26 protein-coding genes are annotated in these 26,060 nt (G+C 70.2%); 15 read left to right on the forward strand and 11 right to left on the reverse strand.

Annotated features, from left to right (window positions below; translation table 11 throughout):
- Nucleotides 1–108: 108 nt before the first annotated feature.
- Nucleotides 109–2,094, reverse strand: coding sequence for an ABC-F family ATP-binding cassette domain-containing protein (locus ACIBI5_RS47455; RefSeq protein WP_397257377.1), 1,986 nt, complete (start codon nucleotides 2,092–2,094; stop codon nucleotides 109–111).
- Between the two features lie 157 nt (nucleotides 2,095–2,251).
- On the reverse strand, nucleotides 2,252–2,758 hold the full coding sequence (locus ACIBI5_RS47460) for a MarR family winged helix-turn-helix transcriptional regulator (protein WP_397257379.1): 507 nt from the start codon (nucleotides 2,756–2,758) through the stop codon (nucleotides 2,252–2,254).
- Nucleotides 2,759–2,809: 51 nt separating this feature from the next.
- Here ACIBI5_RS47460 and ACIBI5_RS47465 point away from each other — a divergent pair, with 51 nt between their 5' ends.
- Nucleotides 2,810–3,955, forward strand: coding sequence for an FAD-dependent monooxygenase (locus ACIBI5_RS47465; RefSeq protein ID WP_397257381.1), 1,146 nt, complete (start codon nucleotides 2,810–2,812; stop codon nucleotides 3,953–3,955).
- A 5-nt stretch (nucleotides 3,956–3,960) separates the two neighbouring features.
- Here ACIBI5_RS47465 and dapA read toward each other — a convergent pair whose 3' ends face one another.
- On the reverse strand, nucleotides 3,961–4,836 hold the full coding sequence (dapA, locus tag ACIBI5_RS47470) for a 4-hydroxy-tetrahydrodipicolinate synthase (RefSeq protein WP_397257383.1): 876 nt from the start codon (nucleotides 4,834–4,836) through the stop codon (nucleotides 3,961–3,963).
- A gap of 71 nt (nucleotides 4,837–4,907) precedes the next feature.
- On the opposite strand from dapA, the gene ACIBI5_RS47475 reads away from it, so the two are divergent.
- On the forward strand, nucleotides 4,908–5,768 hold the full coding sequence (locus ACIBI5_RS47475) for a LysR family transcriptional regulator (RefSeq protein ID WP_397257385.1): 861 nt from the start codon (nucleotides 4,908–4,910) through the stop codon (nucleotides 5,766–5,768).
- On the opposite strand, the gene ACIBI5_RS47480 is transcribed toward ACIBI5_RS47475, so the two are convergent.
- Genes ACIBI5_RS47480 through ACIBI5_RS47490 form a run of 3 tightly spaced genes read right to left on the reverse strand, consistent with a single transcriptional unit; the run spans nucleotide 5,758 to nucleotide 7,650 of the window.
- A complete protein-coding gene (locus ACIBI5_RS47480; protein ID WP_397257387.1) occupies nucleotides 5,758–6,696 on the reverse strand; it encodes a serine hydrolase domain-containing protein in 939 nt (312 codons plus the stop codon). The two genes, ACIBI5_RS47475 and ACIBI5_RS47480, sit on opposite strands and share 11 nt — an antisense overlap.
- Nucleotides 6,697–6,730: 34 nt before the next feature.
- Nucleotides 6,731–7,129: a VOC family protein gene (locus tag ACIBI5_RS47485; RefSeq protein ID WP_397257389.1), complete on the reverse strand. Its 399-nt coding sequence runs from the start codon at nucleotides 7,127–7,129 to the stop codon at nucleotides 6,731–6,733.
- Between the two features lie 14 nt (nucleotides 7,130–7,143).
- Nucleotides 7,144–7,650: a PadR family transcriptional regulator gene (locus ACIBI5_RS47490; protein ID WP_397257391.1), complete on the reverse strand. Its 507-nt coding sequence runs from the start codon at nucleotides 7,648–7,650 to the stop codon at nucleotides 7,144–7,146.
- Nucleotides 7,651–7,706: 56 nt separating this feature from the next.
- Here ACIBI5_RS47490 and ACIBI5_RS47495 point away from each other — a divergent pair, with 56 nt between their 5' ends.
- From ACIBI5_RS47495 to ACIBI5_RS47510, 4 genes are all read left to right on the forward strand, one after another.
- On the forward strand, nucleotides 7,707–9,119 hold the full coding sequence (locus ACIBI5_RS47495) for an MDR family MFS transporter (protein WP_397257393.1): 1,413 nt from the start codon (nucleotides 7,707–7,709) through the stop codon (nucleotides 9,117–9,119).
- 74 nt (nucleotides 9,120–9,193) lie between these two features.
- Complete coding sequence (locus ACIBI5_RS47500; RefSeq protein WP_397257395.1) at nucleotides 9,194–10,195, forward strand: polyprenyl synthetase family protein; 1,002 nt, start codon at nucleotides 9,194–9,196, stop codon at nucleotides 10,193–10,195.
- An 88-nt stretch (nucleotides 10,196–10,283) separates the two neighbouring features.
- Nucleotides 10,284–10,946, forward strand: coding sequence for a hypothetical protein (locus tag ACIBI5_RS47505; RefSeq protein ID WP_397257397.1), 663 nt, complete (start codon nucleotides 10,284–10,286; stop codon nucleotides 10,944–10,946).
- A complete protein-coding gene (locus ACIBI5_RS47510) occupies nucleotides 10,947–11,564 on the forward strand; it encodes a hypothetical protein (RefSeq protein WP_397257399.1) in 618 nt (205 codons plus the stop codon). It begins immediately after the preceding gene.
- 4 nt (nucleotides 11,565–11,568) lie between these two features.
- Here ACIBI5_RS47510 and ACIBI5_RS47515 read toward each other — a convergent pair whose 3' ends face one another.
- On the reverse strand, nucleotides 11,569–12,285 hold the full coding sequence (locus tag ACIBI5_RS47515) for a class I SAM-dependent methyltransferase (RefSeq protein ID WP_397257401.1): 717 nt from the start codon (nucleotides 12,283–12,285) through the stop codon (nucleotides 11,569–11,571).
- 124 nt (nucleotides 12,286–12,409) lie between these two features.
- Between ACIBI5_RS47515 and ACIBI5_RS47520 the strand changes: the two genes are divergently transcribed.
- Entirely contained in the window at nucleotides 12,410–13,801 is a 1,392-nt protein-coding gene (locus ACIBI5_RS47520; protein WP_397257403.1) for an LCP family protein, read from the forward strand.
- Here the strand turns inward: ACIBI5_RS47520 and ACIBI5_RS47525 are convergent.
- Nucleotides 13,798–14,271 (reverse strand): tetratricopeptide repeat protein, encoded by a 474-nt coding sequence (locus tag ACIBI5_RS47525; protein WP_397257405.1) that lies wholly within the window; start codon nucleotides 14,269–14,271, stop codon nucleotides 13,798–13,800. The genes ACIBI5_RS47520 and ACIBI5_RS47525 overlap by 4 nt on opposite strands.
- Before the next feature lie 69 nt (nucleotides 14,272–14,340).
- On the opposite strand from ACIBI5_RS47525, the gene ACIBI5_RS47530 reads away from it, so the two are divergent.
- Nucleotides 14,341–15,276 (forward strand): ATP-binding protein, encoded by a 936-nt coding sequence (locus tag ACIBI5_RS47530; RefSeq protein WP_397257407.1) that lies wholly within the window; start codon nucleotides 14,341–14,343, stop codon nucleotides 15,274–15,276.
- A gap of 88 nt (nucleotides 15,277–15,364) precedes the next feature.
- Nucleotides 15,365–15,751, forward strand: coding sequence for an SCO5389 family protein (locus tag ACIBI5_RS47535; RefSeq protein WP_397257408.1), 387 nt, complete (start codon nucleotides 15,365–15,367; stop codon nucleotides 15,749–15,751).
- Here the strand turns inward: ACIBI5_RS47535 and ACIBI5_RS47540 are convergent.
- Complete coding sequence (locus ACIBI5_RS47540) at nucleotides 15,720–16,769, reverse strand: LLM class flavin-dependent oxidoreductase (protein WP_397257410.1); 1,050 nt, start codon at nucleotides 16,767–16,769, stop codon at nucleotides 15,720–15,722. The two genes, ACIBI5_RS47535 and ACIBI5_RS47540, sit on opposite strands and share 32 nt — an antisense overlap.
- A gap of 55 nt (nucleotides 16,770–16,824) precedes the next feature.
- On the opposite strand from ACIBI5_RS47540, the gene ACIBI5_RS47545 reads away from it, so the two are divergent.
- Genes ACIBI5_RS47545 through ACIBI5_RS47555 form a run of 3 tightly spaced genes read left to right on the forward strand, consistent with a single transcriptional unit; the run spans nucleotide 16,825 to nucleotide 19,072 of the window.
- Nucleotides 16,825–17,310: an RrF2 family transcriptional regulator gene (locus tag ACIBI5_RS47545; RefSeq protein ID WP_397257412.1), complete on the forward strand. Its 486-nt coding sequence runs from the start codon at nucleotides 16,825–16,827 to the stop codon at nucleotides 17,308–17,310.
- A 60-nt stretch (nucleotides 17,311–17,370) separates the two neighbouring features.
- A complete protein-coding gene (locus ACIBI5_RS47550; protein ID WP_397257414.1) occupies nucleotides 17,371–17,808 on the forward strand; it encodes a carboxymuconolactone decarboxylase family protein in 438 nt (145 codons plus the stop codon).
- Between the two features lie 4 nt (nucleotides 17,809–17,812).
- Complete coding sequence (locus ACIBI5_RS47555) at nucleotides 17,813–19,072, forward strand: FAD-binding oxidoreductase (RefSeq protein ID WP_397257416.1); 1,260 nt, start codon at nucleotides 17,813–17,815, stop codon at nucleotides 19,070–19,072.
- Here ACIBI5_RS47555 and ACIBI5_RS47560 read toward each other — a convergent pair.
- Nucleotides 19,069–19,740, reverse strand: coding sequence for a ribonuclease HII (locus tag ACIBI5_RS47560; RefSeq protein WP_397257418.1), 672 nt, complete (start codon nucleotides 19,738–19,740; stop codon nucleotides 19,069–19,071). The two genes, ACIBI5_RS47555 and ACIBI5_RS47560, sit on opposite strands and share 4 nt — an antisense overlap.
- Nucleotides 19,741–19,750: 10 nt before the next feature.
- The gene (locus ACIBI5_RS47565) at nucleotides 19,751–20,686 is read right to left on the reverse strand and encodes a LysR family transcriptional regulator (RefSeq protein WP_397106126.1); all 936 of its coding nucleotides are present in this window, start codon (nucleotides 20,684–20,686) and stop codon (nucleotides 19,751–19,753) included.
- A gap of 79 nt (nucleotides 20,687–20,765) precedes the next feature.
- On the opposite strand from ACIBI5_RS47565, the gene ACIBI5_RS47570 reads away from it, so the two are divergent.
- The 3 genes from ACIBI5_RS47570 (at nucleotide 20,766) to ACIBI5_RS47580 (ending at nucleotide 26,026) form a co-directional block, all read left to right on the forward strand.
- Nucleotides 20,766–22,049, forward strand: a complete 1,284-nt coding sequence (locus ACIBI5_RS47570) for a pyridoxal phosphate-dependent aminotransferase (RefSeq protein ID WP_397257420.1) — start codon at nucleotides 20,766–20,768, stop codon at nucleotides 22,047–22,049.
- 103 nt (nucleotides 22,050–22,152) lie between these two features.
- The gene (locus ACIBI5_RS47575) at nucleotides 22,153–22,800 is read left to right on the forward strand and encodes a GNAT family N-acetyltransferase (protein ID WP_379613191.1); all 648 of its coding nucleotides are present in this window, start codon (nucleotides 22,153–22,155) and stop codon (nucleotides 22,798–22,800) included.
- 244 nt (nucleotides 22,801–23,044) lie between these two features.
- On the forward strand, nucleotides 23,045–26,026 hold the full coding sequence (locus ACIBI5_RS47580) for an AfsR/SARP family transcriptional regulator (protein ID WP_397257422.1): 2,982 nt from the start codon (nucleotides 23,045–23,047) through the stop codon (nucleotides 26,024–26,026).
- Nucleotides 26,027–26,060 lie beyond the last annotated feature (34 nt).

A 26,060-nucleotide genomic window follows, 5' to 3' on the forward strand; every position in this document is an offset into this window, starting at 1 on the left:
CCGTCTGGCGTGGGCCGCGGTGCCGCAGGTTGGGGACCAGTTCGCGAGCAGGTCGCGCGGACTGGCTGTCGGTGCCGTGTCTATCCACAGGGTGTGGATGGGCGTGGGTCAGGTGGTGGGGTGGCCGTCTTTGAGTTCCAGGCGTGAGCCCTGGAAGGCGGCCCGCATGCGGCGGTCGTGGGTGACGATCACCAAGGCGCCCTCGTAGACGGACAGGGCCTCCTCCAGTTGTTCGACGAGGAGAGGGGAGAGGTGGTTGGTGGGCTCGTCCAGGAGGAGCAGGTCGACGGGTCGGCTGACCAGGCGGGCGACGTCGATGCGGCGGCGCTGGCCGTACGACAGCTGACCCACCCGCAACCGCAGGTCCGCGGGACGGAACAGCCCCAGGGACTGCAGCGCGTCGGCGTGCTCGTCCATGCTGCCCGGCCGTCCCTCGGCGAACGCGCCCAGCACGGTCCGATCCATCCGCCCCGGCCGGTCCTCCTGCCGCAGGTATCCCACGCGGGGCGGGCGCTTGACCGTTCCGGCGTCGGGTACCAGCTCGCCGGCCAGGACCTGCATGAGCGTGCTCTTGCCCGCCCCGTTGGGCCCGGTGACCAGCAGCCGCTCGCCGGGCAGGATCCGCAGGAAGTCCAGCCTGAGCCGCTCCCCCACCCGAACCCCACCAAGCTCCACCATCCCAGCCCCCTCCACCCCACCGACCTGGCCCGATCCGGACGGCCGGTCCGCCCCAAGCGCTCGCTTCGTCCCGAACGCCCCGTCCCAGCCCAGGCCAGACACGGACAACCGGTCCGACCCGGCTACCGAGTCGGGACCAGACGCTTGTCTCGGCCCAGACGCCCCATCCCGGTCCGGCCCGGACACATACGGCCGGTCCGACCCGGACAGCCGGCCCGGTTGGGTAGCGGGGACCTGGGCGGGGGCGGCGGGCGGGGAGAACGGGGTGGGGGTGAAGCGGAGGGGGGCCGGTGGGGGTGGGACGGGGTGGGTGCGGAGCCAGTCCAGGCGTTGGTTGGACTGGCGGATGCGGCTCATCGCGCCATGTGCCCGGGAGCGGGCGCGCCAGGCGCCGGTGCCCATGCCGGCCTTGGCGACCTTGCGGGGGATGGCGCCGAGGCGGGAGGCGTTGGCGTCGACGAGGGTGGCGTGGCGGGCCAGCTCGTTCTTCCACTCCTCGTGCTCCAGCGCCCATGCCGCCCGCTCGGCCGCCTTCGCGGTGAGGTAGCCGGTGTAGCCGTTGCCGTAGCGGCGTACCTGGGACTGGTCGACCTCCAGGATCGTGGAGGTGATCCGGTCCAGGAACACCCGGTCGTGGGTGATGGCCACGACGGTGCCGCGGTGGGCGCGTAGGTGCTCTTCGAGCCAGGTGACGGCCTGGTCGTCCAGGTCGTTGGTGGGTTCGTCGAGCAGGAGCAGTTCGGGGGCCGCGGCGAGGGTGGCGGCCAGGGCGAGACGGGAGCGTTCGCCGCCGGACAGGGTGTCCAGCGGGCGTTCCCGATCGAGCCCCGGAAGCCCCAGTCCGTGCAGGGCCACCTCCACCCGCGCGTCGGCCTCGTATCCGCCCCGCGCCTCAAAGGCCGCCACCAGCTCCCCATAGGCAGCCAGCTCCACCTCCAGCTCGGCCACAGTCACCCCTCCGGTCCCGGCGCCCTGATCACCGGCTACGGCCCCGCCACCGGTGGTCCCGACGCCCGGGAACACGGAGCCCGTGGCCGACGGGACCGTGGGCGGGGTGGTGAAAGTGGGGGTGGGGTCGGCTTTGGCGAGGCGGGTTTCTGCTGTGCGGATGCGGGCCTCCAGGGTGCGTAGGTCGTGGAGGGCGCGGTCGATGGCGTCGCTCACCGTGGATCCGGCGGGCAGGTCGAGTGCCTGGGGCAGGTACCCGATGCCGCCCGGCGCCACGACGGTGAGTTCGCCGTTGTCGGGCCTCTCGGCCCCCGCGATCAACCGCAGCAACGTGGACTTGCCGGAGCCGTTGTCCCCGATGACGCCGACCTTCTCGCCGGGCTTCACGGTGAAGGTCACCCGGTCAAGGACGACGCGGTCTTCGTAACGCTTGGTGATGTCTGTGAGCGATAGTTGGGTAGCACGCATAAAGCAGCCACCTCCGATTCTCGGCACAAATGCCGCATCGAAAACGAACGGATCGATGGCGGGACGGATCGCGGAGCAGCGCTCTACGCGTCCGGTGCGAGAATCACAGGGAACCCATGCGGTTTAGGTTGGGGCGGATGTTGCTATATGTCAAGACCTAATCGTGGGATCGCCGGGGCTGGCGTTCGGTGAGGATGGTGGTCGCGGCGCGCTGGACCGCCGCCGCCTTGGTCACGTAGTCGAGGATCAGCTCCAACTGCTCGTCCGTGTACGCGTCGTACAGATCGGCCAGTCCCCGCATCAACGGCTCGAACACCTCGATCGCCTCGGCACTCGCCCCTGACAACTGCTCCGGGTTGATCTCGACGATGATCCGGCGCCGGTCCTTGAGGTCGCGGATGCGGCGTACCATCCACTTCGCCTCCAGCCGGTCCACCAGCCCGCTCACGGAGGCCGGAGCCAGTCCGGTGTGCTGCGACAGTTCGCCCGCGGTCAGCGGACCAAGGCGTTGGAGCAGGTCAAGGGCCTTCCATTCGGTCACACCGAGCCCGAGCAGCCCGCTCATGACGGTGTGGTACATGACCGCGGCGTTGCTGCTCTCCCGCCCCGCGTCGCCGAGCGCCTGGAGAAGATTCTTTCGGTGTTCCGAAATATCTCTGGACACACCCTCTCCTATCGTCATATATTTCGTTCGACCGAACGAAAGGTTATCACGATGAAGGCTCTCATCACAGGGTGCGGGATCGGCGGACCGGCGACCGCGATGGCGCTGCAGAAGGCAGGCATCGAGGCCGAGATCTTCGAGGCCTACGGCGCGACGGCGGAGGGCGTCGGCTCGTTCCTGAACGTCGCCTCCAACGGCCTGTCCGCCCTGCGCGTCCTCGACACGCACCGCGAGGTCATGGCCGCCGGAATCCCGACCCCGCGCATGGTCATGACCAGCGGCTCCGGCAAACGCCTCGGCGAGGTCGCCAACGGCCTGGCCCTCGACGACGGCACGGTCAGCCACACGATCCTGCGCTCCGACCTCTACCGCATCGTGCGCGACCAGGCCACCGCGCGCGGCATCAAGATCCGGTACGGCAAGCGCCTCGTCTCCCTGGACGACACCGGCGACCAGGTCGTCGCCCACTTCGACGACGGTACGCGGGCGACTGGCGACATCCTGATCTCGGCGGAAGGCGTGCACTCACGCACCCGCACCCTGATCGACGCGAACGCCCCCGCCCCCCGCTACTCCGGCCTGTACAGCTTCGGCGGTCTCACCACCTTCCCCGGCCTGACCGGCGAACCGGGCACGTACCACATGATCTTCGGCAAGAAGGCGTTCTTCGGCTACACGGTGGCCGCCTCGGGTGAGGTCTGGTGGTTCGCGAACCTGCCGCGCGAGGAGGGCGACGTGCCGGGCGACTGGCGGCCGCTGCTCGTCGAGGCCTTCCGCCACGACGGCAACCGCACCGCCGACCTCCTGCGCGACAGCCCGATCGGGGACGGCTTCCCGGTGTACGACCTGCCGCCCGTCCCCCTCTGGCACAAGGGCAGGGTCGTGCTGACCGGCGACGCCGCGCACGCCACCTCGCCCAGCGCCGGCCAGGGCGCCTCGCAGGCCATCGAGGACGCGATCGTGCTGGCCCGCTGCCTGCGTGACGCCCCTGACCACAGTGCGGCCTTCGCCGCGTTCGAGGCCGAGCGCCGCGAGCGGGCCGAGCGGGTGGTGTCGTACTCGCGGACCATCAGCAACAGCAAGGCCGCCGGACCGGTGGGGCGGGTGTTCCGCGACCTGATGATGCCGTTGTTCCTGAAGAAGACGGCCAGCCAGGAGTCCCTGTCCTGGCTGTACCGCCACCACGTCTCCTTGTGACGGGGTCAGCCCATGGTGGACAGGGCGGCGATGGCCTGGGTGACCGACTGGTCGCCGGCGGGCAGGAGCGGCAGCCGTACCTCCGCGGTGGGGATCAGCCCGCGCTCGTGCAGCACCCCCTTGATCACCGTGGGGTTGGGCTCGGCGAAGAGCGTCGCGGACAGGCGCGCCAGCCGATGTCCGAGCGAACGCCCGAGAACGGCGTCACCCGACTCCCAAGCCTCCACCAACGCGACGAACCGGTCCGTGGCCAGATGCGCGGAGGCCAGGATGCCGCCGGACGCCCCCAGCGCTAGCAGCGGCGAGATGAACGCGTCGTCCCCGCCCAGGACCTGGAACCCGGTCGGCAGATCGGCCAGAAGGTCGACGGCGTCCTGGTCGATGCCGCCCACCGCGTACTTGACCCCGGCGATCATCGGGTGCGCGCCCAGTTGCCGCAGCGTGGCGGCACAGACCGGCTGACCCGTCCGGTAGGGAATGTGGTAGATCACCAGCGGCACCGGCGACGCCTCGGCCAGCGCCTCGAAGTGCGCGATCACCCCGCGCTCCGACGGGCGCAGGAAGTACGGCACCGGCACCAGCGCCGCCGTCACCCCGGACGGCAAAGCGCGCAGGGCGGCGATCGTCGAGCGGGTGTCGTTGCCGGAAACGCCCACGATCAGCGGAACATCCCGCTCACCGGACACCCGCACGCAGTTCTCGATCACCGCGGCGCGCTCCTCGGCGCTCAACATCGCGACCTCGCCGGTCGTGCCGAGCGCCACGAGCCCGCTCGCGCCCTGGTCGAGCACGTGGTGCGCGAGCTTCTCGAACGCCTCCAGATCGACCTGATCGCCCGCGGTGAAGGGCGTGATCAGCGGTACGTAGATTCCTCTCAGCATGTTCCGAGCGTGCGGCACGATCATTGATTAGGTCCAGCGCCGATTCCTACGGTCGAGCTTAAGCTTGTCTTATGCTCGATCCTCGCAAGCTCCACCTCCTGCGCGAACTCGCCCAGCGCGGCACCATCGCCGCCGTCGCCGAAGCCGCCAACTTCACCCCGTCGGCCGTGTCACAGCAGCTCAGCGCCCTGGAAAGGGAGGCCGGGCTGCCCCTGCTCGAACGCACCGGCCGCACGGTCAGCCTGACCCCGGCGGCTCAGGTGCTGGTGACGCATGCGCATGCCGTACTCGAAGAGCTGGAGCGGGCGACGGCGGCGCTCGCCGCGCTCAGCGGCGGGCCGGGCGGGCCGTTGCGGATCGGCGCGTTCCCGTCCGCGGCCAGGGTGCTGCTGCCGCGCGCGCTCGCCGAGCTCGCGGCGGGTCACCCGGCGCTGGAGCCGATGGTGTCGGAGATCGACCCGGCGGACGTGTCGGCCGCGTTGCGGGCGGGCGAGCTGGACGTGGCGCTGGTGCACGAGTACGACTTCGTGCCGCCTGTCGTGGATCTGGGGATCTGCGCCGAGCCGTTGTTCGAGGAGCCGATGTACCTCACCGACCGGCCCTCGATCCGGGACGCCCGCGACGACCCGTGGATCATGAGCAAACCGGGCACGCTCTGCCACACGATGGCGATCCGGGCCTGCCAGGCGGCCGGGTTCGAGCCGCACGTGCGGCACCACGTGGACGACTTCGACACCGTCCTCGCCTTCGCCGCCGCGGGTCAGGGCGTCGCGCTGGTGCCCGGCCTGGCCACGCAGTCGCCGCCGCCGGGCGTGCGCCTGACCCCGCTGCCGCTGTCCCGCCGCACGCTCGTCGCCTTCCGCAAGGGGTACGGCCGGCACCCCGCGATCCTCGCCGCCGTGGCCGCCTTCAAGAGCGCCGTCACCCGCTGAGAACGGCGTCCATGACGGCGGAGGCGCTCGGCTGCTCGAAGTCGTTGTACTCGCCGGCCGCGGTCGCCACGACCAGGTTCTCGCCCGGCACGACGAAGAGCCGCTGCCCCCCGTTCCCGAACCCGCCGAACCACCCGTCGCCCAGATACCACTGGTACCCGTACCCCGACCCGTCCTCCCGCGCGACGTGCCGCGTGAGCGACCGCGTGATCCACTCCCCGGGCACGATGCCCCGCCCGCCCTCCAGCACAAGCTGCCCGACAGCCGCCAGATCGCGCGGCGCCAGGCGCAGACCGGAGGCGGCCGAGACCGCGCCGTCCTCACCCGCCATCCACTCGAACGAGATCCCGAGCGGATCGAACAGCGTGTCGCGGGCGAAGGCGTCCAGGGTGGTGCCGGCGCCCTTGACGATCAGACGGCCGATCAGCGCGGAGGCGCCGCCGCAGTAGTCCCAGCGGGTGCCGGGCTCCTCGACGACCGGACGTTCCAGGACGTAGCGATAGCGGTCCGGCGCCATCTCCATGGCGATCTCGCTGTTGGCCGGGCTGGTGTAGGGGACGCTCTCATCCCATTCGAGGCCCAGCGTCATGGTCAGCGCGTGGCCGATGGTGTGGTTCCGCTTGGATGCGGCCAGGTCGGGGTACTCGGAGAAGGCTGCCATCAGCGGCTCGTCCGGATCGGGCACCAAGCCCTTGCCCAGGGCGATGCCGTACACCAGAGCCGTGATGCTCTTCGTCACCGACCTGATGTCGTGCAGGGTGCCGCGGTCGAAGACCACGGTGCCGATCGAGTCGTTCCACTTGAAGTCTTCGCCCTGGCCATAGCGTTCAAGGACCGTCTCGCCGCCACGGATCACCACGAGCCCGTGCAGGCCGGGCGCGCGACCGTCGCGGATGACCTGGTCGACTCGTTCAGCAAGTTCCGTCATGCGGCATACGGTCCCATCTCACACGGTGTGAGGGTCAAGGCCGGTCATGATGGCAGACCGCCTCCAGCATGATCCCCGCCGGGTCCAGCCAGAACGTCGCGTAGTAGGGCGGCGGATATTCAGGGAAATTTCGTGGCTTCTGGAGGATCTGGCATTCCATTCCGATGGCCCAGTCATGCGCCGCCCGTACCGCCGACCGGCTCTTGACCATGAAGGCCAGGTGCTGCAACCCGGTCTGGTGCCTGCTGTAGAGGGTCTGCGTGAGCGCCGGATAGAAGAAGAGGTACGTGCCCGGTTTGCCCCCCGCCGGACGGAAAGCGAACTGATCGGCCATATCCAGGTGCTTCTCGAAGCCCAGCAAGGGCATCAACGCGTCGTAGTAGGTCCGCGCGCTTTCGAGGTCGGGAACGTTGACTCCGATATGACCGATCATCGGTAGATCATGGCCTATTTGGTGCGCAGCGCGTGGAGTGTTTCGTCGGCCCATTCGATCGTCGCGCGGGTCTGGGCCAGGCCGAGGCGCAGCGCGTACCTGCCGAACTTGGGGTTCTTCGCGACGGGCGGCAGGCATTTCAGTTCGTCCAGGCGTTTCTGCGCGCGGGCCTTGACTCGCTCGACCGCCGCGATGGCCTCGTCGGTGTCGAGAATCGGCAGGAGAAACGCCTGCAAAGCGGTCTCACTGCGGACGGTCGTGGTCGGCTCGCGATCGGCCAGCCACTCGTGCAACTGCCGCGCCCCCTCCTCCGCGATCGTGTAGATCTTGCGCCCTCTGGCGCCCTCGGCCTCGACCGCCAGGAGCCCGTCACCGGCCATCCTCACCAGCTCCGGATAGATCTGGGTGTGCCCGGCCTGCCAGACATGGTTGAGCGAACCCTCGAACAGTTTGGCCAGGTCGTAACCGCTCGCCGGGCCCTTGACGGCCAGCAGGCCGAGCAACGCGATCCGCAGGGACATGCTCCGGAGCATACCCAAGGCTTGACATGTAAAGCCTTACATATGAACCTTCACAGGTGCCGACTGACACAAAGCCTCAAAGCACCACCCTCCTCGTGGCCGCCGCGCTCGGCGGAATGTTCATCGCGATGCTGGACCAGACGATCGTGGGCACCGCTCTGCCCCGCATCACCGCGGAACTGGGCGGATCCGACCTCTACACGTGGGTCGTGACCGCCTACCTGCTCACCTCGACGGTGACGATGCCCCTGTACGGCAGGCTGTCCGACCAGCACGGCAGGAAACCGCTGTTGCTGATAGGCATGGTCATCTTCGTCCTGGGCTCGGCCCTGTGCGGCCTCGCGCAGGACATGACCCAGCTCATCGCGTTCCGCGCCATCCAGGGCCTGGGCGCGGGCGCGCTGGTCCCGTTGTCGCTCGCCCTGGCGCTCAGCCTCTTCCCGCCCACCCAGGGTGGCAGCCGGGTCCAGGGGGCCGTTGGCGGCGTCATGGCGCTGAGCTACCTGGCCGGGCCGTTCCTCGGCGGGCTGTTCACCGACCACGCGACCTGGCGCTGGGCCTTCTACGTCAACGTGCCGATCGGCCTGGTGCTGCTCGCCGTCGTCGCGCGCAACCTGCCCCACCAGCCCGGCACCGGCCGCGAACGCCCCGACTACCTGGGCATCTCGATCTTCAGCCTGGCGATCGGCGCGCTGCTGATCGGCCTGACCGAAAAGGGCCTCGACGGCAACACCTGGACCAGCCTCCCGGTGCTGGGGCCGATCGGGCTCGCGCTGGTCCTGCTCGCCGCCTTCGTCCTCGTGGAACGGCGGGCCGCCTCGCCGGTCATGCCCATGCACCTGTTCGCCGGCCGCAGCTACACGCTGGTCAACGTGACGTCGTTCTTCACCGCGTTCGTCATGTACACCGGCGTCGTCTTCCTGCCCCGCTACTTCCAGGAGGCGCTCGGCGAGGACGCGACCACCTCCGGCCTGCGCATCTACCCGCTGATGCTCGGCATGCTGGCGGGCAGCTGGATCATGGGCGTCCTCATGGCCAGAACCGCCGTCTACAAGCCCTGGCTCGTCGCCGCGCCCGCCCTGATGATCGCCGGCACCCTCCTCTGCCTGAACCTGACCGTCCACACCCCGAACTGGCTGCTCATCGTCTGGATGTCACTGATCGGGCTCGGCATGGGTCCCATGCTGTCCGGCCTGACGGTCGCCGCCCAAGCCTCCGTCGCGCCCCAGTACCTCGGCACCGCCTCCGCCAACCTGAACTTCTTCCGCCACATCGGCGGCTCCGTCGCCCTGGCCCTGGCCGGAACCACCTACACCTCCGTCCTGACCGAGCAGACCCCGCTCCACGGCCTGCCCGCCGCCCACGCCTCCGCCGCCGCCCTGATCATCCCCGTCCTGGGAGTGGCCGGCGCCCTGGTCGCCCTGGTGGCCCTGATCGCCCTCCCCAACACCCGCCTGACCTTCCCCTGAGACTGGTGGGTCTCCTGAGAAAAACCTCAGCGTCTCTCAGGTACGGCACAGCCACCGCGACGCAGTCTGGAGGTATGGATCAGTTGCTGCGAAACCCGGCGATCGTCAACGGCCTCCGCAAGGTGGAATCGCGCGTGGCGCGACTGAGCGGTTCTTCGGCGCTGCCGGGGATCAACGCCGGCGCCTCCCGTGTGATCAACTCCGGCGGCAAACGCCTGAGACCCGCGCTGACGCTCGCCACGGCGATGGCCTTGGGCAAGACCCCCGACAGAAGGGTCATCACCGCGGCGGCCTGCGTGGAACTGATCCACGCGGGCTCGCTGGTCCACGACGACCTGATGGACCGCGCGACGGAACGCCGGGGCGCGGCGACGCTCAACTCCGACCTGGGCGACGGCAAGGCCCTGGTCATCGGGGACTTCATGCTGGCCAGAGCGGGCCTGGCCGCGATCACCTCGGTCTCCCGCCCGGTCGCCGAGGTGCTGGCGGCCACGGTGGTGGAGCTGGCCGAAGGCCAGTACCTGGAGACGACGGACCTGTTCAACCCGCGCCGTACCGAGGCCAGCGCGCTGCGCTCGATCACCGGCAAGACCGCGGCGCTCTTCCGCGCCAGTTGCCTGGTGGCCGCCGTCTGCGCCCAGGCCTCCCCGGAGGACCGGGCGAGGATGGCCGCGTACGGCGAGCGGTTCGGCCTGATCTTCCAGATCCTCGACGACCTCCTCGACCTGACCGCCACCAGCGAGCAACTCGGCAAGCCCGCGGGCAACGACCTCAAGCAGGGCGTCTACAGCCTCCCGCTAATCCTCTCAAAAGCGAATTTCCTCACAAACGGTGATATATCACTACAAAGGGGAATTTCGGATGAGCAAGTAGCCGCGATCCTCGCCCAGCTTCGCCAGACCACGATGATCGAGACGACCATCGAATACTGCCGCGGACTTGCCGCCGAAGCCCTCGCCGCACTCCCCGAGATCGGCGACCACGAGATCGCCGGAATCCTCCGCTCTCTTCCCACCGCATACATCAACACAATCATCAGAACCATCAACCGACCTGCACTGACATCCACAAGTTGAGATTTGTTGGAATGATTGGCAGGAATGCCAGTCAAATTCCGGAAACTGTGCTCATACTGGATTCACCGGGCCATCCAGGAGCACGCCGATGCGGAAGTCATCCCCCTCACCGGGGCCGCTCGAAGCGACCCACTTCCTCCAACTCGCCGCCGTGGACTTCAACGGCATCTACCAGGTCCACCTGGCCGCGAAGGAAGAACGGCTCAAGATGACCAGGCTCGCGATGAGCCTGTTGTCGGTGCCGTTCCTCGCCACGATCGCGCTGACCAGTGCCAAGGTCGTCAATCCACATGATCTGACGACCTGGCAGAGCGTTCCCCCGTACCTCTTCGCGCTGGTGGCCGCCTTCGGCCTGCTGGGGGTGCTGCCGTTCCTGCGGCTGATCGAAGCGGTCAACGCGCACGGCAGGACGGCCAGGGCCATCAACAACTTCCGCCTGCTGTACACGGCGCAGCTGAAGGACGAGCTCGACTGGACGCCCAACCTGCCCGTCGACCCGCGCTTCCCGGAGACCTACGCGCCGCTGACCTGGCCGGGCATCAACGTGATGATGATGGCCCTGGTCAACTCGGCCTACCTGACGGTAGGGGTGACCGGGCTGTCCAGGACGTACCCGAATCTGCTCCTGCTGCTGACCAGCATCCTGCTCGTCGCCCTGGTGCACTACTCGATCTACTACGTGCGTTGCAACGTGACAAGACGGCGCCGGCTCCCCCACAACCCCTACAAGTTCCCGAATATGGAGACGTAAATGGACAGCCCAGTGCAATGGGCGTCATGTGGGGAGGCGTGGATCGGTCTGATCCGCCATGTCTGGATATCCGGGGTCCCGGCCGACGACGACCGCGGCCCCGTCATCGAAGGCCCGCCCGTGCTGGTCGAGATCACCCGCCCCAGCCCCGCCGACCCCATCGTCGAGCGGTACGGCGACGCCGCCAAGCTGGCCCTCTACACCAGAAAATTCACCGAGGACACGATCGTGGAGCCCTTCAAGTACAGCTACGGCGCCCGCATCAAGGGCCAGCTGACCTGGGCGGCGGAGTTGCTGCGGGCCAGGCCGTACAGCAAGAGCGGCTGGATCTCGCTGACCACGCCCGGCGAGCCGTATGACTCGGTCCCCTGCCTGACCGGCCTGGCCTTCCGGGCAAGGGACGACCGCCTGCTGATGACGGCCACCTTCCGCTCCCAGAACGCCTTCACCAGCTACCTGAACTACCTGCCGCTCGCGGACGTCCAGGCCGAGATGGCGCGGAATCTCGGCCTGGACCACGGCCCGATGCGCGTGTTCGTGGACGTCCCCCACCTTTACCTCGCCGACGCCGGCGCCGCCCTCCGCGTCATGCGCCCCGCCCTCCCCCGCCTCCTCTGACCGATCACCTCTTGTAGGCCTCCACCATCCGGGTGGCGAACCAGGGCCCGCCGTACCAGAACCGCCAGCCGAGGTCGCGCCGGCGCACGTCGGAGGCGCCGAGGCCGCGCAGGACCGCCTCGTACTCCTCGGTGCGCTGGAAGTCGGCGATCAGCAGCCGGCCGCCCGGCGCGAGCACGCGGTAGGCCTCGCGCACGGCCTCGGCGCGTCCCCCGGCCGTGCCGATGTTGTGGATCGCGAGGCTGGAGACGACCGCGTCGAAACTGTCGCTGACGAACGGCAGCGCCCGCATGTCGCCGGTGACCAGTTCGATCCGGTCGGCGACGCCCTCCGCCTCGGCGTTGGCCCGGGTGGCGGCGGCGTGGTTGCCCGACTGGTCCTTGGCGCGCCACAGGTCGAGGCCGGTCGCGTACCCCTTGGACAGCCGCCGCGCGGCGGCCATGAGCACCGCGCCCCGCCCGCAGCCGAGGTCGAGCACGCGTTCGCCGCCGTCGAGGTCGTCGAGCTCCCCCGCCCAGACCTCGAACTTTCCCCGGCGCGTGGTGTACGCGTAGCTGAACGCGCTGGCCAGGGTATATAGACCTCCGAGGAGGAACGCGAGGCCGGCGGGGACCACGTCATAGGCGAAGGAGACGATCGTGAGAGCCAGCAGCACAACGGCTCCCACGACCAGCCCCGCGAAGGGCAACGGCGCGTCGAATCCATATTTTCCACGTCTCACACTCACGTTATATCGCAAGTTTCCGTTGCCGTGAATTGACGCGCCACGAGCCGGATTTTGTCCCAATCATCCCAAAACCGTTACTAATCTGAGATGATCTGCTCGAAACGGGGGTTGGCAGGGGATGGCAGCCAGAGATCGCGACTTCAGCCTCGGCGCCAGCATCGCGCTGACCCTCGGCTCGGCCCTGCTGTGGGGCGTGGCCCATCTGGCCACCGGCCGGCGGCGTACCGGCCTGGCGCTGATGGCCGTCTACGCGCTGCTGCTCGCCTCCGTGCTGACCGTGGTCACCGTGCTGGGCAGCCACCTGCTGTCGCTGGCGGTTCAGCCGAGCTGGCTGACCACCCTGACGATCACGCTGATCGCGATCGCCGTCGCCTGGTCCACGGTGATCATCTGGTCCTATGCCCTGGTACGGCCGGCCGCCTCCGACACCGCCGCCCGCAAGGCCACCACGATCCTGGCCGTCGTCCTGTGCGTCCTGGTCGTCGCCCCGACCGCCTACGCCGCCCGCCTGGCCTATGTCTCGCGCGACGTGGTCACCAGCCTGTTCAACAACACGAACACCGCTCCCGTCGTCGCCGCCGACCCCTGGAGCGGGGCCGACCGGGTCAACATCCTGCTCATCGGCGCCGACGCCGCCGCCAACCGGCCGGGCGTGCGTACCGACAGCATGACCGTGGCCAGCGTGGACGTGGCCACCGGCGCCACCACCCTGCTCGGCCTGCCGCGCAACCTGGAGAACGTGCCCCTGCCCGCCGGCCCGGCCCGGCAGCGCTTCCCCTACGGCTTCACCGGCGAACCGCCGTACACGCCCGGCCTGCTCAACGAGGTCTTCCAGTACGCCGAGGACTACCCCGAGACGACCCCAGGCGTGCACAAGGGCCAGCGCGGCCCGGCCCTGCTCAAGCAGACGATCGGCGGCATCCTCGGCATCCCGGTCACCTACTACGCGATGGTCGACATGTATGGCTTCGCCCAGATCGTCGATGCGATGGGCGGAGTCAAGGTCACCATCAAGGAGCCCATCGTCTACGGCAAGTACCGCGAGGGCCTGCTGCCCGCCGGCACCCGCAAACTCTCCGGCGAGGAAGCGCTCTGGTACGGCCGTTCGCGCACCGACAGCGACGACTACGTCCGCATGGGCCGCCAGAAGTGCCTGCTCAACGCGGTCGCCAAGCAGGCCGACCCGATGACCGTGCTCAACAGTTTCGAGAGCCTGGCCACCGCCACCAAGCGGGCCATCTCCACCGACATCCCGCAGAGCCTGCTGCCTGCCCTGGTCGATCTGGCGCAGAAGGTCAAGGACACCAGGATCCGCAGCCTCAGCTTCGTGCCGCCGCTGATCAGCACCGCCTACCCCGACTGGCAGCTGATCAGGCGCAAGGTCCAGCAGGCGCTGGCCGAGCGCCCGGCGAACAAGACGGCCACCGCCCCCGGCGAGCGGCCGTCGCCCACGCCCACGCAGGAGCCGAGCGCCGACCGCCCGATCGCCCTCGACGAGACCTGCGGTTAGTCCACGACCAGATCGAGGTTGTCGGCGTAGTAGGCGAGCGCGCGGCCGTAACCACCGGCCTGCTCGCCCTCCGACACCAGCTTCAGCAGGGAGCTCACCGCCTCGCGGTGGGCTCCCTTGTTGTGCAGCGCCATGGCGTGGAAGGCGCGCAACGCCGGATCGCCCGGGAACTCGGCCAGCCCGCGCTCCAGTGTCGCCAACGCCTCGTCATAGCGCCCGAGCACGCGCAGCGTGCTGCCGAACCCGGTGAACACCCCGGCCCGGTCGTCCGCCCCCAGTTCGAGCGCCTTCTCGTAGTACGGCACCGCCTCGCTCTCCAAGCCGAGCCGGTCATGCGCGTAGGCCGTCTCCCGGGCCACGTCCGGATCACCCGGATACGCGGCCGACAACTCCAGCAGCGCCGCGCGCGCCTCCTCCAGCTTGCCTTCCCGGTTCAGTTCCGCGACTCGCGCCAAAGCCTCTTCTCTCATGGCCGCAGTGTGGCATGATGAGCCCACCCAAGAACGAAAACGGTTTTCAAAACCAAAGGAGGCTCCGGCGTGCGCGTGGCATTCGTGGGGAAGGGCGGCAGCGGCAAGACCACCATGTCCGCGCTGTTCGCCAGATACGTGGCCGGCCAGGGCAGCCCGGTCGTCGCCGTCGACGCCGACATCAACCAGCACCTCGCGCTCGTGCTCGGCCTCGACACCCAGCCGGAGCCACTCGGCGCCCGCCTCACCGAGATCAAGGAGCTGCTGCGCGGCGACAACCCGCGCATCCCCTCGGCCGCGGCCATGGTCAAGACCACTCCGCCGGGGCGCGGCTCGCGGCTGCTGACGTTCGAGGACCTGCCCTACTCCGTACCGACGCCCGAGGGCCCGCGGCTCATGGTGACCGGCCCGTTCGGCGAGGAGGACCTCGGCGTCGCCTGCTACCACTCCAAGGTCGGCGCGGTCGAGCTCCTGCTCAACCACCTGGTGGACGAGGCCGGCGAGTACGTCGTGGTCGACATGACCGCCGGCGCCGACTCCTTCGCCTCCGGGCTGTTCACCCGCTTCGACCTGACCGTGCTCGTCGCCGAGCCGACCCGGCAGGGCGTGAGCGTCTACCGGCAGTACCGCGACCACGCCGCCGACTTCGAGGTGCCGATCGCGGTCGTCGGCAACAAGGTGCAGGACCCCGGCGACGTCGCGTTCCTGCGCGAGCACGTGGGCGACGACCTGCTGACCTGGATGGAGCACTCGCCCGCCGTGCGCGCGCTGGAGCAGGGGCGGCCGTTCGCGCTGGCCGATCTGGAGACCGGCAACCTCGACGCGCTGGCCGTACTGCTGAAGCAGCTCGACGCGCAGCCCAAGGACTGGGCGCGGTTCGGCCGTCAGACGGCCGAGTTCCACCTGCGCAACGCCCGCGCGTGGGCCAACGAGCGCACCGGACTCGACCTCGCCACACAGATCGACCCCGGCTTCGTGTACGGCCCGGCCGCGCTGGCCCAGTAGACGACTGTCCCCCTCCCGCCATCTGGAGCCCTCCGGGGCTCTCACCTAGCGTCAGATAGATCCCTTTCTTCCATAGTGAGGAGACAGCATGTCGCTGACCGTTCCGAACGATCTGCTCGATCGGGCCCGTGCGGGCGACGTCGACGACGCGGCCTTCGTCGCCTGCGTACGCGACTCCCTGCCCTACGCCTGGTCGGTGATCAGCGAGCTGGTCCAGCAGCGTGGTCAGAGCGGCGCCGAGTTCGCCGACAACCAGGTACCGCCGCCGTCGGAGGAGGCGCGGGGACAGCTCCTGCGCTGCCTCGCGAGCGACTCGATGCGCGGCGCGCTGGAGCGCCACTTCGGGGTACGGCTCGCCTTCCAGAACTGCCACCGGGTCGCCGTCTTCGACCCGTCGGCCGAGAAGGCGCTCGCCGAGTTCGTGACCCCCAGGGCACAGATCCTCAACCAGAAGCCGGAGCTGGTGGACTGCTAGCCGGCGGCGCGGGGCCCGGCGGTGTCGGCCGCCGGGCCCTCGGCAGCACCTCCCGCCCGAGGCGGCGGATGTTGTCCAGAGTCCGGTCCGGCCCGCCGCCCTCGACCATGAGGATGAGGTGGCGCAGGCCGGTGACCTCGGCGGTGCGCCGGATCCGTTCGACGCAGAGATCGGCGTCGCCGACCGGGTGTGCCCGGCTCAAGAAGTCCACATATTTCGGGATATCGCGGGGCGGGCGGGCCCGGCCGTCCACCGGCACATATCCCGCCAGACCCGGCTCCAGCCAGCGCGGCATGGCCTCCTTGAGCTCCCTGACCGCCCGTTCGGTCGAGTCCCCCACGAACCCCACGGCGGCCGCCACATGCCCGCCGTCCCCGTCCGGCACGACGCCGCCCGACAGCGCCGCGTACTCGCGCAGCAGGTCCGCCTTCTCCTCGTCGCCGACGTGCATGCCCAGCAGCATCGGCAGCCCCCGCTCGGCCGCCAGCGCCACCGTCGCCCGCGACGTGCAGGCCACCACCGGCCGCATCCGGGCCGCCGGGACCATCTCCACCTCACGGAAGCGGAAGAACTCCCCGTCGGCCGCGACCCGCTCCCCCGACATCGCCGCGCACAGCAGGTCGAGCGACTCGGTGAACCCGCGCTCGTAGCGCTCCACGCCGGTGCCGAGCACCTCCAGCTCCAGCCACGGCCCACCGCGCCCGACCCCGAGCGTGAACCGGCCGCCGGACAGATGGTGCAGCATCGCCGCCTGCTCGGCCAGCGCCACCGGGTGCCAGGCCGACAGCACGCTGACCGCCGTGCCGACGCCGATGCGCCGGGTCCGTCCCAGGGCCAGCGCGGCGAGCGTGGTGGCTGACGGGCACACGCCGTACGACATGAAGTGGTGTTCGGCGATCCACACGTCGTCGAACCCGGCCTCCTCGGCGGCCTCGATCCACTCCACGGCCTGGGCCAGCGCCTGACCGGCGTCCTGTCCGGGGAACTGGGCCGCGATCAGAAAGATCCCGATACGCACCCCTCAGATGCTAACCGGGTTGCGCTTCCTATTCTGGAGGTCTAGTATCCAGAATATGCGGATGAACGAGGGCGTCGAGTGGGCGCTGCACAGCTGCGTCAACATGACGTGGCTCGACCCGGAAGAGGCGATCACGGCGAAGAAGCTCGCCGCCTTCTACGAGCTGCCCGCCGCCTACCTCAACAAACAGCTTCAGTCCCTGGTGAAGGCGGGCATCCTCACCTCCATCTCGGGCCCGCGCGGCGGCTTCAGGCTGGCCAGGCGGCCCGACCAGATCACTCTGCTCGACATCGTGACCGCGATCGAGGGCCGCGAGGACGCGTTCCGCTGCGAGGGCATCCTGCGCAAGGGTCCCGGCGGCCGCGACGATGTGGACTACCGCGCGCACTGTGAAATCTCGGTGGCCATGCGGCAGGCCGACCTCGCCTGGCGCACGTCGCTGGCGGGCAGGACCGTCGCCGACATCGCCGCGACCGTGCAGCGCAAGCATCCGCGCACCCGCGAGGGCACCCGTGCCCGTTTCGAGAGCCTGCGCACCTGAGCGGGCCTCTCCCGTCGTCAGATTCTAGATATCAAACATCCAGGAAAGCGAGAATAGCGCATGAGCGCCCGCATCAAGATCGCCACCGCCGGGTACCAGGGCCTGCTGGCCGTCGAGGCCCACCTGCGCCGCTGCGACGTCCCCCAGAGCACCCTGGAGCTGCTCCGCCTGCGGGTCAGCCAGATCAACGGCTGCGGCTACTGCGTCGACATGCACGCCCGCGACGCCAAGCGGGCCGGCGAGAGCGACGAGCGCCTCTGGTCCGTGGCCGCGTGGCGCGAGGCGCCGTACTACACCGACGAGGAGCGCGCCGCCCTGGCCCTGGCCGAGGCAGCCACCCGCCTGAGCGACAACCCGGCGGGCGTGCCCGACGACGTCTGGGACGCCGCCGCCGACCACTACACGGAAGAGCAACTGGCCGCCCTCGTCCTGGCCATCGCGAACATCAACGCCTGGAACCGCATCAACGTCACCATCCGCACCACCGCAGGAGCGTAAGACCATGAACATCGAGAACTTCGACGGCCTGATCCTGCGCCCCGGCGACGCCGCCTTCGAGCAGGCCACCAAGCCCTGGAACCTGGCGATCGAGCAGCCCGTCCTGGCCGTCGCCCACGCCGCGCACGCCGCCGACGTGGCCGCGCTCGTCCGCCACGCGGCCGGCAACGGCCTGACCGTCACCACCCAGCCGAGCGGCCACGGTGCCAGCGGCGACACCGAGGGCACGATCCTCCTGCGCACCTCCCGCCTGGACGAGGTCACCCTGGACGGTCGTGTGGCCAGGGTCGGCGCCGGCGTCAAGTGGGGCAGGCTCCTCGAAGCGGCCGGTCCCCGCGGGCTGACCGGCCTCGCCGGCAGCACCCCCGCCGTCAACGTGACCGCCTACACCCTGGGCGGCGGGCTGAGCTGGTTCAGCCGCGCGTGGGGCTGGGCCGCCGACAGCGTGCGCGCCTTCGAGATCGTCGACGCCGAAGGCGCGCCGCGCCGGGTGAGCGCCGAGTCCGACCCCGACCTGTTCTGGGCGCTGCGGGGTGGTGGCGGCGACTTCGCGGTGGTGACCGCCCTGGAGATCGACCTGCACCCCGCCCCCCAGCTGTACGGCGGGCGGCTGCTCTGGCCGGCCGAGCGGGCCCCCGAGGTGCTGGAGGCGTTCCGGCGGGTGACGGCCGTGGCGCCGGACGAGCTGACCCTGTGGCTGGATCTGCTGCAGTTCCCCGGCGCCCCGCCGTTCGTGGCGCTCGACTCCACCTACCTCGGCCCGGAGCGGGAGGCCAAGGCGTTGCTCGCGCCGTTCGGCAAGATCGCCGGCCTGATCTCCGACAGCCACGCCGAGCTGCCCGTGCACGAGCTCGGCTCCATCGAGCAGGAGCCGACCGACCCGGGCCCCGGCCAGTCGCACGCCGAGCTGCTGCCGAGCCTGGAACACGCGGCCGCGCTGCTGAGCGAGCCCATCGACCCGCTGCTCAGCGTGCAGATCCGGCACCTGGGCGGAGCGCTATCCCGGCCGTCGGACAGCGCGGCGGGGACGGTGGCCGATCCGTACCTGCTGTACATGTTCGGCATCCCGGGCACCGGTGACGTGGAAGGCAAGGAGATCGCGCTGGCCGCCGCGCTGGGCGGGGAGGGGCGCAAGCCGTACACCTTCCTGAAGCCTGGGGAGAAGGCGGCGCAGGCGTTCGGCGCGCTCGCCCACGAGCGGCTGCGGGAGATCAAGCGGCGGCGCGACCCCAACGGCGTCTTCCGCGCCAACTATCCGATCTAGCCGAACAGGGCCTCCTGGCCCTCGCCGGCGAGCGGGTCGCGGTGGCGCTTCAGGTGGCGCCACTTCGGCAGGTCGTCGAGGTAGGACCAGGACAGGCGGTGGTGGGGCGTGGGGCCGTGCTCGGCCAGTGCTGTCAGGTGGATGGGCGAGGGGTAGCCGGCGTTGTCGGCGAAGCCGTACTCGTCGCAGCCGATCGTGCCCATGTACGCGTCGCGGCGCACCTTGGCCAGCACCGAGGCGGCCGCCACCGAGACGCTCACCGCGTCCGCCTTGACCTCCAGGCGGACCGGCCAGGGCGGGCCGATGTAGTCGTGGGCGCCGTCGAGTATGACCGCGTCAGGGCGCACCGGCAGGGCTTCGAGCGCCCGCCTGGCCGCCCGCGAGAGCGCCTCTGTCATGCCCAGCGTGTCGATCTCCGCGTGGGACGCCTCGCCGAAGCCGATGCCGGCGGCCCAGGACTCCAGGTCGCCGATGAGGCCCTCGCGGCGGCGCTGGGTGAGCTGCTTGGAGTCGGTCAGCCCCGCCGGCGGCTCGGACAGGTCGCTCACCACGGCGCAGACCGTGACCGGCCCCGCCCAGGCGCCCCTGCCGACCTCGTCGACGCCGGCGACCAGGCGGATGCTGGGCAGGGCGAGCAGTTGCCGCTCGATGTCGTAGGTGGGCGCCATGCGGCAGAGGCTATCGCTCGGCCAGCCGCAACTGCTCCAGATCGGCCGCGATGTAGCGGGCGGCCACGTGGATGGCCCGCAGGGTCACCGACACCGACGGCCGGTGCACGCTGGAGGTACGGGCCACCGCGTGCACCTCCCTGCCGACCGGGTCGCCGGGGAAGGTGCGCACCGCGATGCCGCGCACGCCCGCGGCCAGCGCCAGGGACGGGACCGCGGCGATCCCGATGCCCTTGGCCACCAGCGACAGGATCGTCCCGAGGCCCTCGAACTCCCACGGCGTGGGCTTGGTGCCGCCCACGTCGACGAACAGCCGGTCCACGGCCAGGCGGGACGGCTCGCCGTCCGGGGTCGCCATCCACGGCTCGTCACGCAGTTCGGCCAGGTCGAGGGGGATGTCGGGGTCGGCCAGCCGGTGCTTGCGCGGCACCACGAGCACCAGGGGGTCGTGCAGGAGGGGGAAGACGCGGGTGCTGTCGCTGTCGCGGGCTCTGCCGTACCAGTCGTCGATGAGCGCGATGTCGACCTCTCCCGCCTGCACCTCGCGCATGCCGCGGCCCGAGCGGCTCTGCCCGAGCCGGAGCGACAGCTCGGTGTGGCGGCGCAGCGTACGGGCGAGCGCGGGCGCGAAGGCGACCGCGGCCGTCGGGAAGGCGGTCAGGACCACACGCCCGGTGGGGCTGCCCGCCTGGGCGGAAAGGTCGGACTCGGCTTCCTCGACCATGGCCAGGATGCGCTCGGCGTGGGCCACCAGACGGCGTCCGGCGTCGGTCAGCTCGGCGCTGCGCGCGGTCCGGTCGAGCAGCGCGGTGCCCGTCTCCCGCTCAAGCGCGACGAGTTGCTGGGACACCGCGGACGGGCTGTAGCCGAGCGCCGCGGCGGTCGCGGCGATGCTGCCGCGGCGGGCGAACTCGCAGATCAAGGTCAGACGGCGCAGATCGAGCATCGGACTTCCTTATGCCTACCCACATGAAGCCTCGCTTGTACTTATGCCTCTATCCAACCACGCTGGGAACGTGACAAACATGACGGTTACCCTCTCCGCCACGCTGGCGGCCAACGAGGACATCGAGCGAAGACGGCGCGCCGGGGAACGCGTGCTCAACCTCGCCTTCGGCGAGGCGGGGCTGCCCGTCCACCCGGCGCTGCGCGACAAGCTGGTCGCCGCATCCGAGCGCAACGGCTACGGGCCGGTCGCGGGGGCGGCCGAGCTGCGCGAGGCGGCGGCGGGCTACTGGAACCGGCGGGGACTGGCGACCGACCCCGACTACGTGGTGTGCGGGCCGGGCAGCAAGTCCCTCCTGTACGGCATGATCCTGGCGCTGGGCGGCGACATCGTGATGACCGCGCCGAGCTGGGTCAGCTACGCGGCCCAGGCCGACCTGGTCGGCGCCAAGCCCATCATGGTCCCGGCGCCCCCCGGCGAGGGTGGGGCGCCCGATCCCGACAAGCTCGTCTCAGCGGTGCTGCACGCGCGCACCCAGGGCAGGACCGTACGGTCGCTGCTGGTGACGCTGCCGGACAACCCCACCGGGCGGCTCGCGTCGCCGCGGACCATCCACCGCCTGGTGGAGGTCGCCCGCGAGCTCGACCTGGTCATCATCTCCGACGAGATCTACCGGGATCTGCTGCACGACACGGCGCTGCCGTACACCTCTCCGGCCGACCTCGCGCCCGAGCGGACGGTCATCACGACGGGGCTGAGCAAGAGCCTGGCGCTGGGCGGCTGGCGCATCGGCGTGGCGCGGCTGCCGGACGGCGCGACCCAGCTGCGCAGGCAGTTGCTCGCGGTGGCCAGCGAGATCTGGTCGGCGCCCGCCGCGCCGGTCCAGGACGCCGCGGCCTACGCCTTCACCGAGCCGCCGGAGCTGGTGGAACGTGTCAACCAGAGCCGCCGGCTGCACGCCAAGGTCTCGCGGGCGGTCTACGACCGGTTCGTCGAGGCGGGCTGCGCGGTGGCGAAGCCGCAGGGCGGCTTCTACCTCTACCCGGATCTCGGCCACCTGCGGCTGGGCGGCTCCGCGGAGGTCACGCGGATCCTGCTCGACGAGCACGGGATCGGCGTCCTGCCCGGCCACGCCTTCGGGGACGACCCCTCGGCGGCGCGCGTACGGGTGGCCACGAGCCTTCTCTACGGGGAGAGCACCGAGGAGCGGCTGACCGCCCTCACCTCGGCCGACCCGCTGTGCCTGCCGTGGATCTCCGGCAGCCTCGATCACCTGCTCATGGGGCTCAAAGAACTGTCGGTGCGGCGGCCACGTGAACGGCACCGCTCGCTGGTGTCACAGTTGGGCGAATCTTTGGGCTGATTCTCCAGGTTGACCTGCGAAAACACCCTGTTTTCCGCAACCCGAAAATGTTGACACGCGTCACGTGGTTACAGGTGGGCACAGCAGCCCTCATCATGTGCTCATGCCCGCTCTTGTCACCTTGTCCGGGCGCCTCGTGCGCCTGGAACCTCTCAGCCTCGCGGCGGTCGAAGACCTCGCCGCCGCGGCGAGTGAAGACCGCTCCACGTATGCCTTCACTCGCGTCCCGCATGGCCGGGACGAGGTTGCCTCCTATGTGGAGGCCGCCATGGCTGAGCAGGCGGAGGGCCGCACGATGCCCTTCGCCATCCGGTGGCTGCACACCGACCGTGTGGTCGGTGCCACCCGTCTGATGAACCTGGAGTACTGGCAGGGCCCCATGCCCTGGCCTCCGGGTGCTCGCGCGACGGTGGGCGACGTCCCGTCCGTGGCGGACATCGGTTACACCTGGCTGGCCGCTTCGGCCCAGGGCACAGGTGTGAACCGGGAGAGCAAGTTCCTGATGCTCTCACTCGCCTTCGAGACCTGGAACGTCCACCGCATCACGCTCAAAGCAGATGTAAGAAACGAACGGTCCCTGGCCGCCATCGAGGCCCTCGGCGCACACTTCGACGGGGTGCGGCGAGCGGAAAGCCGAGGCGCCGACGACACGGTCCGAGATACCGCGTTCTACTCGATCTTGAGCTCAGAATGGCCCGCGGTCCGAGAACGCCTCTCCGGCAGACTCGGGCTCGTCGAGGCCGCCGCATAGCAACCGTCCGCTAAGGCCCCGCCCGACATTTCAGGGCGGGGCCCCTCATATCTATGGGGACGGGCACGGCCGCCCCCGTATCGGGGCCATGCCCGCTGCACTATCAGCATCACCGGCCAGGCTCAACACCCGATCAACGGCGAATCAACGCTTCGGTTAACGAATTGGCTCATGCCTATGTGTTAGGCAAGTATGGATCTATCATTTGGTAACAAATCGTTCCATTGCCTGGGAGACACACGGCATGGCTGGTCACGCCATCGAAAGCGAACTGCGCTTCGCTGTGCTCGGTCCCGTTCGCGCATGGCGCGGCGGCCAGGAAGTCGATTTGGGTACCCCGTTGCAGCGCTCCATTCTGGGCATGCTCCTGTTGCGGGAAGGCCGGGCGGTCACGCCGACGGAGATGATCGACGCGGTGTGGGGCGAGGACGCGCCGCCGCGCGCGCTGGGCGCGCTGCGCACCTACGTCTCCCGGCTGCGCACCGTGCTGGAGCCCCACCGTCCCGCGCGCACCCGTCCCGAGCTGCTGACCTCCGTCGGCCGGGGGTACGCGCTGCGCCTGCCGGACGGCGCCCTTGACCTGACCCGTTTCGAACGCGGCATCGCCGAGGCCGAGGCCGCCCGCCGGGCGGGAAAGCCCGCGGAGGCGGCCGACGGCATGCGCGGCGCGCTGGCGTTGTTCGAAGGCGAGCCGCTGGCCGGCGCCGTCGGGCCGTACGCCGACCACCAGCGCGACCGGCTGATCGAGCGCCGGCTCAGCGTGGTCGAGACGCTCATGGACGTCGACCTCGAGCTCGGCAACCACCCCGCGATCGTCTCGGAGCTGGTCGCGCTGACCGCCGACCACCCGCTGCGCGAGCGGCTGCGCGCCCAGCTGATGCTGGCCCTGTACCGGTGCGGCCGGCAGGGTGACGCGCTGGCGGTGTTCACCGACACCCGCGAGGCGCTGATCGAGGAGCTGGGCGTGGAGCCCAGCCGCGAGCTGACCGTGCTGCACCAGCGCATCCTGGCCGCCGACCCGGCGCTGACGGTCTCGGTCGTGGTCGACCTCACCGACGACACCGACCACGTGGAGGAGCCGGCGCACGAACTGCCGCGCCCGGCGCAGCTGCCCGCCGCGGTCAACGACTTCACCGGCCGCAAGGAGATCGCCGGACGGCTGCGCACGCTGCTGTCCTCGGCCCAGAGCGGCACCCACGAGGGCGTCCCGGTCGCGGCGATCTGCGGCATCGGCGGTGTGGGCAAGACCGCGCTGGCCGTGCACGTGGCGCACCTGTCCGACGACCAGTTCCCCGACGGCCAGCTCTACGCCGACCTGCGCGGCTACACCGACGAGGCGACCGCGCCGGAGTCGGCGCTCGGCGCGTTCCTGCGCGCGCTGGGCATCCCGCCGGACGTGATCCCGGAAGGGCTGTCGGAGCGCTCGGCGCTGTACCGGTCGCTGCTGGCCGAGCGGCGCATCCTGGTGCTGCTCGACAACGCCCGCGACGCCAAGCAGGTCAGCCCGCTGCTGCCGGGCACGCCCGGGTGCGCGGCGATCGTCACCAGCCGGGTCAAGCTGGCCGATCTGCCCTCGGCCCGCCTGATCGACCTGGACGTGATGGAGCCGGACGAGGCGCTGTCGCTGTTCGCCACGGTGGCCGGGCCCGAACGGGTGGCCGCCGAGCACGGCGCGGCCATGGACGTGGTCGCCGCGTGCGGGTTCCTGCCGCTGGCGGTGCGGATCGTGGCCGCCCGGCTGGCCGCCCGCCCTTCCTGGACGGTCGCCTCGCTGGTGCCGCGGCTGGCCGACGAGCAGCGCCGCCTGGACGAGCTGCGGGTGGGCAACCTGGCCGTCGAGGCCACCTTCGCGCTCGGCTACGGCCAGCTCGACGCCGCCCAGTCGCAGGCCTTCCGGCTGCTGTCGCTGCCCAACGGCCCCGACATCTCGGCCGGGGCGGCCGCGGCGGTGCTGTCGATGAGCACGTTCGAGACCGAGGACCTGCTGGAGTCGCTGGTCGACGCCAGCCTGCTGGAGGCTCCGGCGCCTGGCCGCTACCGCTTCCACGATCTGCTCAAGCTGTTCGCCCGCCGTACCTTGGAGAAGTCGGAGCGGCCGCAGGCGCGCACGATGGCGTTGCGCCGGCTGCTCGGGTTCTATCTGGCCTCCTGCCAGTCGGCGCACCGGCTGGCGTACGAGGGCAGCATGATCTCCGACAATCTGGTCGTGGTCGGCAGCGGGCATGTCTTCACCTCGGCCGACGACGCGGTGGCGTGGCTGATCGCCGAGGGCGACGCGCTGTTCGCCGCGATCAACCAGGCCGCCTCGGCCTCGCGCACCGGCGAGCAGCTGCTGCCCGCGGCCGACATGTTGCTGGCGATGGAGCCGCTGCTGGAGTCGGGCACCCACACCCGCGAGTTCGACCTGGCCACCCGGGCCGTGCTGGCCACCGCGCAGCGCATCGGCGACGCCGGCAGCGAGCTGCGCGCCCGTTACGTGCTGGGTCGCGTGTTGTTCGCCGGCAACCAGCTGCAGCAGGCGGAAGAGCAGTTCAGGATCGTGCACGAGCTGTCGGTCGACCGCGAGGAGAAGGTCGTCACCGGCGAGGTGCGCAACGCCCTGGCCGTCGTCGTCGGCCGCCAGCGCCGCCACACCGAGGCGCTCAACTGGTTCGACGCCGCCATGGAGTTCTACCGCGAGAACGGCGTGCCCGCCGGCGAGGCGCTGGTCCTGTCGTACTCCGCCCGCGAGCACCTCGGTCTCGGCCGCCCCGAGGACGCCATCGCCGCGGCCGAGAAGGGCCTGGCCATCTTCACCGAGATCGGCAGCGGCGCCGGCACCGCCCGCGCCCGCTACCACCTCGGCATCGTCCTGTCGCGGGTCGGCCGCATCGCCGAGGCCGTCCATCACCACGCCGAATGCCTCTCCTTCTTCCGGGCGAGCAAGCAGCGGGTGTGGGAGCAGCGGGTCTGCTCGCGCCTGGCCGAGACGTTCATCACCGCCGAGCGCTACTCCGACGCCGTCCGCCACGCCGAACAGGCCCTCGTGGTCAGCAGGGAGATCGGCCACCCCTACGGCGAGGCCCTCTCGCTCGGGGTGCTGGGCAAGGCGCTGATGGGCCTGGGGAGCACGACCCGCAGCACCGACTGCCTACGTCAGGCCTTCGACATCTTCTCCAGGCTCGGCGCCCCCGAAGCCGGGGACATCAAGGCCCTCCTCGACAGCGCCCAGGTCGTCGAGACCTGAGTACAGCTCGTCGTCGAGTCGCGTCATCCATACG

Origin of the sequence: Nonomuraea sp. NPDC050540, assembly GCF_044457485.1 — a bacterium.
In the GTDB taxonomy this organism is placed as follows: Bacteria; Actinomycetota; Actinomycetes; order Streptosporangiales; family Streptosporangiaceae; genus Nonomuraea.

Excerpts from the sequence above, each read along its gene's own strand:
- ACIBI5_RS47510 (WP_397257399.1), top strand. The coding sequence starts at position 10,947 with ATGGACAGCCCAGTGCAATGGGCGTCATGTGGGGAGGCGTGGATCGGT.
- ACIBI5_RS47500 (WP_397257395.1), top strand. The coding sequence starts at position 9,194 with ATGGATCAGTTGCTGCGAAACCCGGCGATCGTCAACGGCCTCCGCAAG.
- ACIBI5_RS47570 (WP_397257420.1), top strand. The coding sequence starts at position 20,766 with ATGACGGTTACCCTCTCCGCCACGCTGGCGGCCAACGAGGACATCGAG.
- ACIBI5_RS47465 (WP_397257381.1), top strand. The coding sequence starts at position 2,810 with ATGAAGGCTCTCATCACAGGGTGCGGGATCGGCGGACCGGCGACCGCG.
- ACIBI5_RS47555 (WP_397257416.1), top strand. The coding sequence starts at position 17,813 with ATGAACATCGAGAACTTCGACGGCCTGATCCTGCGCCCCGGCGACGCC.
- dapA (WP_397257383.1), bottom strand. The coding sequence starts at position 4,836 with ATGCTGAGAGGAATCTACGTACCGCTGATCACGCCCTTCACCGCGGGC.
- ACIBI5_RS47565 (WP_397106126.1), bottom strand. The coding sequence starts at position 20,686 with ATGCTCGATCTGCGCCGTCTGACCTTGATCTGCGAGTTCGCCCGCCGC.
- ACIBI5_RS47520 (WP_397257403.1), top strand. The coding sequence starts at position 12,410 with ATGGCAGCCAGAGATCGCGACTTCAGCCTCGGCGCCAGCATCGCGCTG.
- ACIBI5_RS47455 (WP_397257377.1), bottom strand. The coding sequence starts at position 2,094 with ATGCGTGCTACCCAACTATCGCTCACAGACATCACCAAGCGTTACGAA.
- ACIBI5_RS47480 (WP_397257387.1), bottom strand. The coding sequence starts at position 6,696 with ATGACGGAACTTGCTGAACGAGTCGACCAGGTCATCCGCGACGGTCGC.
- ACIBI5_RS47535 (WP_397257408.1), top strand. The coding sequence starts at position 15,365 with ATGTCGCTGACCGTTCCGAACGATCTGCTCGATCGGGCCCGTGCGGGC.
- ACIBI5_RS47505 (WP_397257397.1), top strand. The coding sequence starts at position 10,284 with ATGCGGAAGTCATCCCCCTCACCGGGGCCGCTCGAAGCGACCCACTTC.
- ACIBI5_RS47575 (WP_379613191.1), top strand. The coding sequence starts at position 22,153 with ATGCCCGCTCTTGTCACCTTGTCCGGGCGCCTCGTGCGCCTGGAACCT.
- ACIBI5_RS47490 (WP_397257391.1), bottom strand. The coding sequence starts at position 7,650 with ATGTCCCTGCGGATCGCGTTGCTCGGCCTGCTGGCCGTCAAGGGCCCG.
- ACIBI5_RS47485 (WP_397257389.1), bottom strand. The coding sequence starts at position 7,129 with ATGATCGGTCATATCGGAGTCAACGTTCCCGACCTCGAAAGCGCGCGG.
- ACIBI5_RS47475 (WP_397257385.1), top strand. The coding sequence starts at position 4,908 with ATGCTCGATCCTCGCAAGCTCCACCTCCTGCGCGAACTCGCCCAGCGC.
- ACIBI5_RS47525 (WP_397257405.1), bottom strand. The coding sequence starts at position 14,271 with ATGAGAGAAGAGGCTTTGGCGCGAGTCGCGGAACTGAACCGGGAAGGC.
- ACIBI5_RS47560 (WP_397257418.1), bottom strand. The coding sequence starts at position 19,740 with ATGGCGCCCACCTACGACATCGAGCGGCAACTGCTCGCCCTGCCCAGC.
- ACIBI5_RS47545 (WP_397257412.1), top strand. The coding sequence starts at position 16,825 with ATGCGGATGAACGAGGGCGTCGAGTGGGCGCTGCACAGCTGCGTCAAC.
- ACIBI5_RS47580 (WP_397257422.1), top strand. The coding sequence starts at position 23,045 with ATGGCTGGTCACGCCATCGAAAGCGAACTGCGCTTCGCTGTGCTCGGT.
- ACIBI5_RS47550 (WP_397257414.1), top strand. The coding sequence starts at position 17,371 with ATGAGCGCCCGCATCAAGATCGCCACCGCCGGGTACCAGGGCCTGCTG.